At 39.2% G+C, this 13,430-nt stretch carries 10 protein-coding genes; 1 reads left to right on the top strand and 9 read right to left on the bottom strand.

All coding sequences use genetic code 11. The features are described 5' to 3' along the window. Positions 1-24: 24 nt before the first annotated feature. Entirely contained in the window at positions 25-1,242 is a 1,218-nt protein-coding gene (locus H4O18_RS12805; protein ID WP_187585184.1) for a Pycsar system effector family protein, read from the top strand. A gap of 115 nt (positions 1,243-1,357) precedes the next feature. Here the strand turns inward: H4O18_RS12805 and H4O18_RS12800 are convergent, their stop codons facing one another. From H4O18_RS12800 to H4O18_RS12760, 9 genes are all read right to left on the bottom strand, one after another. Then, a complete protein-coding gene (locus H4O18_RS12800) occupies positions 1,358-2,086 on the bottom strand; it encodes a phosphatase PAP2 family protein (RefSeq protein ID WP_187585182.1) in 729 nt (242 codons plus the stop codon). A gap of 155 nt (positions 2,087-2,241) precedes the next feature. After that, positions 2,242-3,177 carry a YihY/virulence factor BrkB family protein gene (locus H4O18_RS12795; protein ID WP_187585180.1) on the bottom strand — a complete coding sequence of 312 codons (936 nt, stop codon included), beginning with the start codon at positions 3,175-3,177 and terminating at the stop codon, positions 2,242-2,244. A 3-nt stretch (positions 3,178-3,180) separates the two neighbouring features. Next, positions 3,181-4,530: a dihydrolipoyl dehydrogenase family protein gene (locus H4O18_RS12790; protein ID WP_187585178.1), complete on the bottom strand. Its 1,350-nt coding sequence runs from the start codon at positions 4,528-4,530 to the stop codon at positions 3,181-3,183. Between the two features lie 268 nt (positions 4,531-4,798). Next, positions 4,799-6,607, bottom strand: a complete 1,809-nt coding sequence (locus tag H4O18_RS12785; protein ID WP_187585176.1) for an acyl-CoA dehydrogenase family protein — start codon at positions 6,605-6,607, stop codon at positions 4,799-4,801. A gap of 86 nt (positions 6,608-6,693) precedes the next feature. Next, positions 6,694-7,887: an acetyl-CoA C-acyltransferase gene (locus tag H4O18_RS12780; RefSeq protein WP_187585174.1), complete on the bottom strand. Its 1,194-nt coding sequence runs from the start codon at positions 7,885-7,887 to the stop codon at positions 6,694-6,696. A gap of 37 nt (positions 7,888-7,924) precedes the next feature. Then, positions 7,925-8,305, bottom strand: coding sequence for a four helix bundle protein (locus H4O18_RS12775; protein ID WP_187585172.1), 381 nt, complete (start codon positions 8,303-8,305; stop codon positions 7,925-7,927). A gap of 35 nt (positions 8,306-8,340) precedes the next feature. Then, complete coding sequence (locus H4O18_RS12770; protein WP_187585170.1) at positions 8,341-10,731, bottom strand: 3-hydroxyacyl-CoA dehydrogenase/enoyl-CoA hydratase family protein; 2,391 nt, start codon at positions 10,729-10,731, stop codon at positions 8,341-8,343. Positions 10,732-10,761: 30 nt separating this feature from the next. Next, positions 10,762-11,196: a MarR family winged helix-turn-helix transcriptional regulator gene (locus H4O18_RS12765; RefSeq protein ID WP_187585168.1), complete on the bottom strand. Its 435-nt coding sequence runs from the start codon at positions 11,194-11,196 to the stop codon at positions 10,762-10,764. Between the two features lie 137 nt (positions 11,197-11,333). Continuing rightward, a complete protein-coding gene (locus tag H4O18_RS12760; protein WP_187585166.1) occupies positions 11,334-13,106 on the bottom strand; it encodes an AMP-dependent synthetase/ligase in 1,773 nt (590 codons plus the stop codon). Between the last annotated feature and the right edge of the window lie 324 nt (positions 13,107-13,430).

Here is a 13,430-nt window from a genome sequence, read left to right as displayed (position 1 = left end):
ACTAATTGAAAAAAGACAGTAATCATGAGTGATATAGTGAATAAAGCAGAGCAATACATAAGTGTTCTCTTAACCGAAAATTTGGATGAAAAATATCTCTTCCACAACTTGGGCCATACCAAAAGTATCGTTAGCAAAAGCATTGAATTACTGGAGGCAAATAAAAATAAAGAGGTAAACGATCAACAGGTACTTTTGGCGGCTTGGTTTCTATATTCTGGTTTTTCATTGGATTACAAAGAACCAATGGAGAATAGCTGTGAACTTGCCAGAAAATTTCTAACCGAAAATGAATATGAAAATGAGGTTATTGATAAAGTTTGTCAACTAATCCGTTCGGCATGGACTAAGGATGAGCCTTTGAATGAAGAAGAAAAAGTAATAAAGGACGCCCGTCTGTCCTTCTATGCTTCCAAGGACTTTGAAGAATTGCTGGTACTACTGCATATGGAGCTTCAGAATTTTGAGAAGAGTATCCCGACTATTGAGGAATGGCGAAAAAGATATATCGAAATTCTCCGTACCGAGCATCATTTTTATACCGATTACGCAAAAGAAAAATGGCAAAAGAAAAAAGTATCCAACGAACTTGATCTGATCGGTTCAGCTGCCAAGGCCCTTAAAACTAAAAAGAAGGAAAAATTAAAGGCCAAACTCAAGGATAAAAGTCCGGGTCGTGCCATACAATCCCTTTATAGAATTCAACTCAGAAATCATCTTAAATTGAGTGATATTGCCGATACTAAGGCCAATATATTACTCTCGGTAAATGCCATTATCATTTCTTTGCTAATGGCAAACCTAATCCCAAAGTTAGGTGTCCCTAACAACTCCTACCTAATTTACCCAACTGTCATTTTTGTTATGTTCAGTATTGCCTCAATGATCATGTCGGTCTTGGCAACCCGCCCTAAAATTGAAAATAAGGATGTTGTGGAAGGGGAAATAAAAAAGAAAAATACGAACTTTTTATTCTTCGGAAATTTCCATACCATGGAACCTCAGGATTTTAAGAATAAAATTAGGGACATAATAAAAGACACAGAAACAATCTATGATTCGCTAACAATGGACCTCTATTACCTGGGGAAAGTACTGCAAAAGAAATATAGACTGCTTAGTTGGACGTATACCGTTTTTATAGTGGGTGTTGTTTTATCGGTTTTGGCCTTTGCCATAGCCTTAAAATATTATGGTATGGATGATGAAATCTTGGATGCCGTAACCCCGCTACCCAAGTAGTATTCTTAATTTGTAAGGGGACGTCCAAGTAGTCAGAGATACCTTAATTCAGTGCAGAAAAGTATTGGACTAAGGGTAGGTACAATAGATTCCTGTAAGTTGTCACCAAATGGAATTAGGTTTGTGGATCTCTTCTAAAGACTTCGATCAAATCGAACACAAGTACACAGAAGATTACCCATATCAATCCAGCGATATAGCCACCGACGATATCCGAAGGATAGTGAACCCCTAAGTAAATTCTGCTTATTCCTATGCTCAAAATAATCAACACCAAAAGTCCGATTAGACTGGATTTCAGATATTTGTTCCAACTAAACTTATAGACTATAAAAATTAGAAACCCGTAAAAAGCCATAGCACTCATAGCGTGACCACTTGGGTAGCTCAAGGTCTCCACCGAAACCATATGTTCTATACCAGGTCTTGCCCTATCCACAAACCTTTTGAGCATCATGTTGGAAACTGTTGCCAACAACAGAACAAGTGAGGTTTGGGCCACATATTTCCATTTCTTAAATACAAAAAAAGAAATGAAAAGATAGATGGCCAGAACAATAAGATAGCCATATACATCCCCTAAATAAGTCATGAACAGAAAATAGTTGGTAAGGGCTGGCTTCCGAAAGGACAATACATATTGGGTAACTTCATGATCAAGGTTGATCAGCATATCCGTAGCTAAGGTATCAGTAAGCTCTATGAACAGATTTATACCGCCAACCACAAGGATCAATGCTATTATAAGCGTTATAATATAAGGTAGTTTCTGATCATATTTAAGGAACAATGGTCTTAAATATTCTCTTATTTTGTTAATAAAAGTGAAAATGGCCTGCCTCATAATTCTAATATTTTAAATAGTAGTTATCGTGTTAATATATAATTGAGTCAAAAACTAAGCACTTTAAATTGACTCTCAAAAATTTAGAAAAAACCAACATATCTGTGTGCTATATAGATATTCTGGCGACTATAATTGTTACACTTTAGAATGTTCTAGGACTCACTTGTTAGTGTTTTTTTAGTAATTTTTTTGTTGATGTTTGAGGGATTGGCTTTAATACCAAATCCATATCGATTGGCATATACCCATGTAAACTCGGCCCCAAAAAATAATATCAGACATGAATAAGAAACCCATAATAGTATTAAGACAACGGTGCCTGCCGCGCCATATGTAGAACCGGGATCTGCTTCACCAAAATATAGTCCCAATAAAAATTTACCGAAAACAAAAAGTATAGCAGTAATCAGGGCCCCGATCCAAACTGTCTTCCATCGTATTTTAGTGTCTGGCAAGAATCTGAAAATAAGGGCAAAAAGCACGGTAACGATTCCTAGGGAAATTAAAAAATCGAGAACAAAGGCAAGGTAAAGGATAACATCAGGTAATACGCTTCGGATGTAATCGTTCAGTGCCGAAATGGCAGCGGTCACCAAGAAACTGACCAATAATAGAAAGCCGATCACCAATATGAAGGCAAAGCTCCTGGCCCTATCAATGAGCATCTTCACTATGTTGGAATCTGGGTCTGGTTTAATTTGCCAAATCTGATTTAAGGAAAGCTGTAGGTGGTAAAATACACCTGTAGCTCCGAATATCAAGGTGCCAAAGCCTAAAATACTCGCCATCATGCTTCTGTTCCCATTCTGTGTCTCCATCATCATAATTTGAATGGATTCTGCTGCATCGCGGCCCAATGCCCTAGAAATCTCACCTGTGAGTTCACCTTGAACAATCTCAACGCCCCAAATGGCACCCACCAGATTTATGATAATGACCAAAAGTCCCGGTAGGGAAAGGATAGCATAATAAGCAACAACCGCACTCAGTCGAAATGGGTCGTCTGCATTCCAGGCCTTAAAGGTATCAACTACCAATGAGGGTAGATGTTGTAACTTGAATTTATCGCTATTTCTCTCCTTGGTCATAATCTATAACATGCTTTTTATATCGTTCGCCCAGGAAGGAAAGGTAAAAATCATACCTTTCAAGGCCTCGGTTGTCATTTTTAAGCTTATCGCCATGGCGAACATGTTAATCGTTTCCCCTGCATGGGGCGACAATAGGTGTGCCCCAACTATTTGTTTTGTACGCTCGTTGATTACAATTTTATAGGCATAGGCAGACGCATTTATTCTTTTGGCGTTATACCAGTCCGGAACAGATTTATAATTGACCGTTACCTTTTTGTATCTACTTTTAGCCTCCTCTTCCGACAAACCCACGAAAGCCAAATTGGGCAAAGTGAAAACCGCTGAAGGAATCACTGGTGTCTCTATTTTTCTTTTATTACCCTGAAGTATATTTTCCGCTACAATAGCCCCTTCCACTCCTGATAAGGGAGTCAGGGGCAGGCCATGTGCCGATACGTCACCGCAGGCATAAACATTTGGATTGCCAGTATTTTGTAGGTACTCGTTTACTTGTATGCCTTTATCGGAATAGGATACATTGCCTTTCTCCAAGTTCAAGGTATTGATAGCGGGAACCCTTCCGGCTGTGTTGAATATTGATCGTGTTTTTAGCGTTTTTTCCTTACCACCCTGTTTATAACGAATACGCAGATTTTTTTTCAGCTTCTCTATTTTAGTGACCTCGGAATTCAGTATAAAGTTTATACCCAGGTCCTCGGAGACCTTCCTTAAGTGGGATACCAAGTCGCTGTCAAAAGCTTTGAGGATGTTTTCTCCATGCTCGATGATGGTTATTTTACTTCCTGCCCTGGCTGCCATATGGGCAAATTCCATTGCAATATAACCGCCACCGATAAAGACCATATTTTTTGGCAATTTCCCCAATTGTAGAAAATCGTCACTATTTTTAAGGAACTTGGCACCCTTGAATTCAAGTTTTCTTGGGATCTGTCCCGTAGCTACAACTATTTTTGTGGCTTTAATGGATTTACCTTCAACGGATAAAGTCTGTTCGTCCAAAAACTTTGGTGATTGGTGGTAAAGTTGAATTCCCAATTCCTTTAATTCCTTTTCAGTAGCCATAGGAATCGGCTTGGTGAATTGCCGTTTAAATCTTTGCAGTGCTTTCCAGTCCAAGGTTGGTTCTGAGGAAATACCTTTGTCCGTTAAATTTGCGGCCAATTCATAAGTCTCTGTGGGTGCCAAAAGAATCTTTTTGGGAATACAGCCCCTGTTGCCACAAGTGCCGCCATATTCGCGGTTATCCGCTATGGCCACTTTTAATCCACTTTTGACACAGGTTTCAGCCACCTTTCGGCCCGCACTGCCACTTCCTATTACAAAAACATCTACTTTCTTCATAGCCATTAAGGTATTTAGTTTTGAATTTATTGGTTGATTTATTTGGTTAATATTTTAATCCGATAGACACGGGATTTATAAAAAGGAAAACTACCCATTTGGGGAAGACGCTTTAGGAAGGCGATGGAAATTCCATTTTGATTGTTGCCTATTGTTTGAAATAGGGGGGAGGCTAAAAAAAGGAAAGTAATAAGCAAAAAGAAGAACCGCTCTTTTGGAGCGGTTCTTCTTTTTGCTTATTAAAGAAGCATGGGCTTGAGTTAGCTACTCTTTACTAAAAACAATACTTGTTTTCGGCCTTAAGTTTTTCTGCAATGGTGTTACGTAATTCAACAACATTGGGTTGATTTGCATATTTTGTAAAGCGTTTTAGTCCCATAAGCATCATACGTTGCTCATCACCTTCAGCCATAGAAACTATTGCTTCCTTACCATTCTTTATAATAATGTCCACAGCATTGTACAAATATAATTTGGACATGGATATTTGTTCTTTATGAGCCGCTTCACCAAATCGTTTTACATTTTTCTCGGTTCTGAGGATTGCAGATTCTGCCAAATAAATTTCAATTAAAATATTGGAGGCAGCCAAGAGTAACATTTGATGTTCATCCAAAGCTGGTCCATATTTTTGTACTGCTGACCCGGCAACCATTAAGAATACTTTCTTAAGTTTTCCAATCATTTCCTTTTCTTCAGCAAACAATTCGGAATAATCCGGGGTATCAAAAGAGGGAATGCCCATTAGTTCATTTCCTACTTCCGTAGCCGGACCTAAAAGATCTACATGCCCTTTCATGGCTTTCTTGATCAACAGGCCAACGGACAACATTCGGTTTATTTCATTGGTACCTTCGTAAATACGGGCTATACGGGCATCTCTCCAAGCAGCTTCCATGGGTGTTTCTTCGGAAAAGCCCATGCCACCAAAAATTTGGATACCCTCGTCCGAGCAGTTTTGCACGTCTTCGGATACCGCAACTTTTAAAATAGAACATTCAATTGCATATTCCTCAACTCCTTTAAGCTCAGATTCTTGATGACTATTACCCGCTTCCAAACGCATGGCAATACGATCTTCAATATTTTTAGCCGCTCTATAGGAGGCAGATTCCCCGGCATATAAACTAGTTGCCATTTCTGCCAATTTCGATTTAATGGCTCCAAAATCGGCTATGGCAGTTTTAAATTGCTTGCGTTCTGTAGCGTACCTTAATGAGTTGGTAGTAATTCGCCTTTGGGAATCCAAACAGGCGGCAGCTAATTTTATCCGTCCAATATTTAAAGCGTTCATGGCAATTTTAAATCCATTACCTCTGTCGGATAGCATATTTTCCACAGGAACTACGGTGTCATTAAAGAAAACCTGCCTGGTAGAAGAGGCACGAATTCCCAATTTATGTTCTTCCTCTCCTAAAGTAATACCATTACTTGGGTCGTTTTCAACAATAAATCCAGTAATATTCTTGTCCTTTTCTATACGGGCAAATACTATGAATAATTTACAGAACCCAGCATTGGAAATCCACATTTTTTGGCCATTGATTTTGTAACTTTTGCCGTCTTCGGATAAAGTAGCTGTGGTTTTACCTGAATTGGCATCGCTACCTGCACCGGGCTCTGTTAAACAATAGGCACCGAACCATTCACCGGTAGCCAATTTAGGCACGTACTTTTGTTTTTGTGCTTCAGTGCCATATAGGGTAATCGGCATGGTTCCTATTCCGGTATGGGCTCCAAAGGCAGTACTGAACGAGCCACTTCCGCTAGAAATATATTCGCATACAATCATAGTAGAAATGAATCCCATTCCCAATCCTCCGTAGGCTTCAGGAACAGCAACTCCCAAAAAACCCATTTCTCCGGCCTTGGTCATTACCTCTTCAGTTAGGGCATAATCTTTTGCCTCGAATCGATCTCTATTGACCACTATTTCGCGGTCATTAAACTCGATAACGGAATCGCGCATCATTTTCTGCTCCTCGGAAAAATCCTCAGGGGTAAAAACATCTTCGCAATTGGTTTCCTTGACAAGGAATTGTCCACCTCTTAATATTTCTTTAGTTGTTGTGTCTGTGCTCATTGTTAGTCTTGTTAAGTTTTTTACAGCATAGATAGAGAAGATATTTTAGAAAAAATTATCTCTACAATCAATAGACCGTATGTTGTTTAATTTAAAAATTCAAATATCCCTGCAGCACCTTGACCTGTACCTACACACATGGTTACCATGCCATATTTGCCTTGCATTTTTCTCTTTCTCATCTCATCAAAAAGTTGAACGGATAATTTACCTCCTGTACAGCCCAAGGGATGGCCCAGGGCGATTGCTCCTCCATTCACATTGACAATATCATTATTTAAATTAAGTTCACGAATTACGGCCAAGGATTGTGATGCGAAAGCTTCATTTAATTCTATCAGTTCAATATCTTCTTGTTTAAGTCCGGCTTGTTTTAAGGCTTTCGGGATTGCTTTTACAGGGCCAATACCCATAATTCTGGGTTCCACACCGGCCACGGCATAGTTCACCAATCTGGCAATAGGCTCCAAGTTCAATTCTTTTACCATATCCTCGCTCATAACCAAAACAAATGCCGCCCCATCGCTCATTTGTGAGGAATTACCTGCGGTAACGCTTCCACCTGCCGCGAAAACGGGTCTCAATCCGGCCAAAGCTTCCTTACTGGTTCCTTTTCGAGGTCCCTCATCTTTGGTTACGGTATATTTTTTACTGGCTTTCTTACCATTGTCATCAACATAGATTTGCTCCACTTCAATAGGCACGATCTGACTTTGAAAACGGTCTTCAGCCTGTGCCTTGAGAGCTTTCATGTGCGAATTATAGGCAAATTCGTCTTGGTCTTCACGCGAGACATTAAATTGTTTTGCTACTGCTTCTGCAGTATTTCCCATTCCCCAGTAATAATCCTCATGTCCGGATTTTGCAAGATCATAGTTGAGTTCTGTTTTGTATCCCGTCATGGGAACGGCACTCATGCTTTCTGCTCCACCGGCAATGATACAATCTGCCATACCAGCCTGGATTTTTGCTGTGGCAATACCTATAGTTTCAATACCCGATGAACAGAATCTGTTGACTGTAACTCCTGGGACATCAACTATATTAAGTCCCATTAACGAAATTAAACGGGCCATGTTAAGTCCCTGCGATCCTTCGGGCATAGCGTTTCCGACGATTACATCATCAATTCGCTTTTTGTCCAATTGAGGCAGCTCATTCATCATATAGGCTATGGTTTCAGCAGCCAATTCATCTGTTCTTTTAAAACGGAATACACCTTTTGGAGCTTTCCCTACTGCTGTTCTATATGCTTTTACTATAAAGGCTTGTTTGTTCATAGTTCTATTTTTGTTTTGACAATGAGAGTTTAGACTGCTAGATTCTAGAGTCTAGACTTTGATTACCTAGATTATCGATAAAGGAGGCAATCATTTTTTGAATTTGTAAAATTTTATTTTCAAGTTCTTCGAACTTTTCTTTGTCTAAATAATTTTCATTATGAGAAACAATTAATTGAGTTTCCCATTCAAATGCTGACCCCAGGCTATTCTCTAAATATATTATGAAATGCCTATTTGTACTTTTACTTGAACCTTCAGAAATATTTGATGGAATGGAAACTGCGCATCTGTTCATTTGACTGATTAAATTAAACCTTTCAAAATCTGGATATGTTTTTGTCAGTTTAAAGTTTTCACTTACAAGTTTCATTCCCTCTTGCCATATTTTCAATTTCTTAAAATTATGTCGTCCCATTTGGTCTAGTCTCTAGGGTCTAATCGTCTATCATTTTAATTTCGCAACGGCTTTCCTGTCTTCAGCATGTGTTGTATCCTCTCCAAGGTTTTCCTTTCCGTGCATAGGGATAAGAAAGCTTCCCTTTCCAGATCCAATAGATATTGCTCCGTAACCAGCGTTGGCTCCGACAAGTCGCCCCCAGCCATTACATAGGCCAATTTGTTGGCAATCTTGTGGTCATGTTCGCTTATATAATTACTGTCTTCCATGGCATCCGTGCCTACCAAAAACATTCCCAGAGCTTGTTTTCCCAAAACCTTAACGTCTTTACGCTTTGGTGGTTGGGTATAGCCTTGCTCTGCCATTAGTTTGGCGTAGCCTTTTGCGGTCGCAATCTGTCTATCCTTGTTTACGACTACTATATCCTTTCCCTTTTCAAGTACTCCCATATCAAAGGCCTCGTATGCGGAGGTTGATACTTTTGCCATTCCAATGGTCATGAAATATTCTTGAAGGACATTAAGTTCCACATCATTTTTTCTAAAGGTATCCGAGGCTCTTAAAGTCATTTCTTTGGAACCACCACCACCTGGTATTACCCCAACACCAAATTCTACCAATCCCATATAGGTTTCTGCCGCTGCAACCACCATATCTGCGTGCAGGGATAATTCGCAACCCCCGCCCAAAGCCATTCCGTGTGGGGCAGAAATTGTGGGAATTGCAGAATAGCGCATACGCATCATGGTATCCTGGAACATCTTAATGGCCATATTAAGCTCATCGTATTCCTGTTCCACGGCCATCATAAAAATCATTCCAATATTGGCTCCAACGGAGAAGTTAGGGGCTTGGTTGCCCACTACAAGACCTTGAAAATCCTTTTCTGCCAAATCGATGGCCTTGTTTAAGCCGGCCAAAACATCACCTCCGATGGTATTCATTTTGGATTGAAATTCCACATTCAATATACCATCACCCAAATCTTCTACTACAACACCTGAGTTTTTCCATACCTCATTGGATTTTCTAATATTATCCAATATGATAAAGGAATCTTGACCTGGTATTTTTTCCATGGCCTTTTTAGGGATATCATAATAATAGGATGCCCCGTCTTTAATGGTATAGAAGGTTTTATTCCCAGTGGCAAGCATCTCGGTAACCCAAGAGGCAGGCGTAAAGCCTTCGGCCTTCATCATTTCAATTCCCTTTTCAACGCCTATTGCGTCCCAAATTTGAAACGGACCATGCCCCCAGGCAAAACCAGCCTTCATGGCGTCATCTATTTTATATAACTCTCCGGTTATTTCTGGAATCCTATTGGAGGCATATTCAAATAATGAAGAAAAACTCTTTCTGTAAAAAGCACCGGCCTTATCCTTTCCCGTTACCAATACCTTGAAGCGATCAATTACATTTTCTATGGACTTGGTGAGTTCAAGGGTGGCAAAACTAGCCTTTTTGCTAGGTCGGTATTCCATGGAATTTAAGTCCAACGCCAATATTTCCCTACCTTCTTTTTTATAAAATCCTTGGCCGGTCTTACTTCCGAACCATTTGTTTTCCATCATTTTTCCAATAAAATCGGGAAGTATAAATTGCTCCCTTCTTTCATCGTCCTTACAGTTTTCGGCAATACCATTGGCCACATGTACAAGAGTGTCCAAGCCTACGACATCAACCGTTCGGAAGGTGGCCGATTTTGGTCTGCCTATTACAGGTCCGGAAAGTTTGTCAATTTCTTCTACGGTAAGGTCCAATTCCTTTACGGCATGGAACAAACTCATAATGCTGAAAGTCCCTATTCTATTACCAATAAATGCGGGAGTATCTTTGGCAATCACCGAAGTCTTGCCTAAAAATTGTTCACCATAACCATTTAAAAAGTCCAGCACTTCTGGAGAAGTTTTTGGTCCTGGGATTATTTCAAAAAGTTTTAAATATCTGGCAGGGTTAAAAAAGTGGGTTCCACAGAAATGTTTTTGGAAATCCTCGCTTCTTCCCTCACTCATAAACTTTATGGGAATACCCGATGTGTTGGAAGTAATTAAAGTACCAGGTTTTCTGTGCTTATCCAGATTTTCGAAAACTATTTTCTTTATATCCAAACGTTCTACGACCACCTCTATGATCCAATCTACCTGTCCTACTTTGGCAATATCGTCTTCAAGATTCCCAGTTGAAATTCTTTGGGCAAATTTTTGATGGTAAATAGGGGAGGGTTTGGATTTTAGCGCAGCCACCAATGATTCGTTTACCAACCTATTTCTTACCACTTTATCCTTTAGCGTAAGTCCTTTTGCCTTTTCCTTGTCGTTAAGTTCCCTAGGGACAATATCCAAAAGCAATACTTCCACCCCAATATTGGCAAAATGACAGGCAATACCACTTCCCATTATACCTGAACCAATAACTGCTACTTTTTTAATGTGTTTGTTCATCAATAAAAACGTGTTAATTAGGTTTTAATGTTATGTATAAATTTTCTTTTCAGCTATTAATTTGTTGATGACCTCAGCTACCTCAAAAAAGGTATCCAATTTTTCCATGGGTACATGATTTCTTACCACTTCGTTAAAACGAAGTACAACGTCCTTTGAGTCCTTTCTCTTTTCCAAGCCAAAAGCCGTGAGATGTATTAATACGCCCCTGCCATCGTTGGGGTTGGGTCTACGTTCTATTAGGCCCTTTTCCTCCATACTTTTTAATATACGGGAAAGACTTGTTGCCTCCATGCCCATTTTTGGGCCTAGAGCCGTTGAAGGTGTACCGGTTTTGGGGTCTATGCTCAATAAGGTAAACCCTACGGCCATGGTACTTTCAAATTTTCTTGCCTCTTCATTATACATCTTTGTCACCGCTTGCCAAGTTGCCCGCAGCGTATAATCTATCGTTAAGTCTTTCATGTTGAGTTGTTGGTTCTTCCAAAGATATGAAAATATATTATGCATGCATAATATATTTTCAAAAAAATATGTAGTTTGAAAATAAAAACAGCCTCTAATAATAGAAGCTGTTAATAAATTAGGATATAGAAATCCTATTAATGCTCGTAGATGTCATTATATAGGTCGATATATTTTTCCTTGACAATTTTACGTTTTAATTTCATAGTAGGGGTAAGGTGACCTCCATCTATACTCCAGATATCCGGTGTAAGTCTAAATTGTTTAACCTTTTCCCATTTGGCAAAACTTTCATTGGCCGAATCCACTTCCTCCTGGAATCTGGCAATTACTTTTTCATTTTTAACCATTTTTTGGTTATCACCAACTTCCACATTATGAATTTTCGCCCAGTTACGCACAAATTCGAAATCGGGCTGAATTAAGGCTGCGGGCATTTTTTCCCCTTCACCGACGACCATTATTTGTTCTATAAATCTCGATTGCTTAAATCTGTTCTCCAATAACTGCGGGGCAACGTATTTACCTCCCGAGGTTTTGAACATTTCTTTCTTCCTGTCCGTAATCTTGAGAAACCCATCTGCATCAATCTCGCCTATATCGCCGGTATGAAAATATCCATCCTTTATGACCTCGGCTGTTTTTTCGGCATCCTTGTAATAACCTAACATTACTTGTGGACCTTTAACACAAATCTCGCCGTCTTCTGCGATTTTCACCTCGGTATTTTCCAAAAGTTTTCCAACGGTGCCAATTCTAAATCCACCATTCCTCATATCGTTAACCGAAACCACAGGGGAAGTTTCCGTAAGGCCATAACCCTCCATGACTCCAAATTCAGCAGCATTGAAAATTCGTGCCAAACGAGGCTGCAACGCGGCGCTACCCGATGCTATTAATGAAAGATTTCCTCCCAGACCTGCTTTCCACTTACTGAATATTAATTTTCTGGCTAGGGCTAATTTCTTTTCGTACCACCAACCATTTTGTCCATAAGGTTCGTATTGTAGACCAACCTCAACGGCCCAGAAAAATAATTTCTTTTTTATGCCGGTAAGTTCTGTTCCCTTGGCGATGATTTTGTCGTAAACTTTTTCCAATAATCTGGGAACAGCGGTCATAACATGGGGAGAACACTCCTTTAGGTTATCACTTATCTTATCCATGGACTCGGCAAAATAGATGGTGACGCCAGCGTATTGATACAAATACATCATCATTCTTTCGTAAATATGACATACGGGTAAAAAGCTTAAGCAAGTAGTATTGCCATAATCTATGGGTAAACGTTTGGAACTTGCAATGGAATTACTAACCACGTTATCATGTGTTAACATAACCCCTTTTGGTCTACCGGTAGTTCCCGAAGTATAAATCAAAGTGGCCAAGTCATGCGGCTTAACCATGTCCTTTAGCTTTACAACTTCCTTTTGATTGGAGGTGTCCGCGCCCAACTCAAGAATTTCACTCCAATTTTTACAATTACCCAGAACATCAAAAGAGTATACATCTTTTAAATGTGGAGTATTTGCCTTAACCGCATTAACCTTGTTAAAAACCTCCTCACAGGAAACAAAGACGTATTTGGCCTCTGAATGATTTAGGACATATTCATAATCATCTTCCGATATGGTAGGGTATATAGGAACGTTTTGTGCCCCTAATTGCAGAATTCCTATGTCCATAATATTCCATTCGGTTCTATTGGCCATGGAAATTAGGGCAATTTTATCGTTGGGTTTTACACCAAGTCGCAACAAAGCCCTGCTTATGGCATTTGCCTTGTCTATATATTCCTGGGTGGATGTTGCTACCCATTCTCCATTATACTTAGTGACCAGTGATTTTTTTAAATTGAATTTCTTTAATTGGTAATAAGGAAAATCAAAAAGGCGGGTGATTTCTTGCATATTTTATTTGCTGTTCGTATTCGCAAATTAAGAAAAGGGAACGGTATTTTAAAATGACATTCGTATAAAAAATGTAAAATAATTATTGAGTCCGCATTTTATGCGCTTAAATAGGTAAGCTTGTGGCAATGTTTATATAGGTAGCATCCTTGCAATCGAAATGTTTTAAGATAGAAATATTTATAATTTTTAATCAATTTTATGCCCATCGGGGATTTATGTTGATAATGGACATTTATTCAAGTATATGTGGGCCGAATTATTTTTGGGGTAGAATAATGTTGTTTGTATTATTTCCGAGGTTACTTAGCTAAGATTTATAGG

Source organism: Arenibacter arenosicollis (assembly GCF_014397245.1).
GTDB classification, from domain to species: Bacteria; Bacteroidota; Bacteroidia; order Flavobacteriales; family Flavobacteriaceae; genus Arenibacter; species Arenibacter arenosicollis.
Note: the sequence above shows the minus strand (reverse complement) of the source record. Positions and strands in the feature narration are given on the sequence as shown.

Bases quoted from the DNA above. Each gene is read 5' to 3' on its own strand.
- H4O18_RS12805 (WP_187585184.1), top strand. From the start codon at position 25: ATGAGTGATATAGTGAATAAAGCAGAGCAATACATAAGTGTTCTCTTA.
- H4O18_RS12800 (WP_187585182.1), bottom strand. From the start codon at position 2,086: ATGAGGCAGGCCATTTTCACTTTTATTAACAAAATAAGAGAATATTTA.
- H4O18_RS12795 (WP_187585180.1), bottom strand. From the start codon at position 3,177: ATGACCAAGGAGAGAAATAGCGATAAATTCAAGTTACAACATCTACCC.
- H4O18_RS12790 (WP_187585178.1), bottom strand. From the start codon at position 4,530: ATGGCTATGAAGAAAGTAGATGTTTTTGTAATAGGAAGTGGCAGTGCG.
- H4O18_RS12785 (WP_187585176.1), bottom strand. From the start codon at position 6,607: ATGAGCACAGACACAACAACTAAAGAAATATTAAGAGGTGGACAATTC.
- H4O18_RS12780 (WP_187585174.1), bottom strand. From the start codon at position 7,887: ATGAACAAACAAGCCTTTATAGTAAAAGCATATAGAACAGCAGTAGGG.
- H4O18_RS12775 (WP_187585172.1), bottom strand. From the start codon at position 8,305: ATGGGACGACATAATTTTAAGAAATTGAAAATATGGCAAGAGGGAATG.
- H4O18_RS12770 (WP_187585170.1), bottom strand. From the start codon at position 10,731: ATGAACAAACACATTAAAAAAGTAGCAGTTATTGGTTCAGGTATAATG.
- H4O18_RS12765 (WP_187585168.1), bottom strand. From the start codon at position 11,196: ATGAAAGACTTAACGATAGATTATACGCTGCGGGCAACTTGGCAAGCG.
- H4O18_RS12760 (WP_187585166.1), bottom strand. From the start codon at position 13,106: ATGCAAGAAATCACCCGCCTTTTTGATTTTCCTTATTACCAATTAAAG.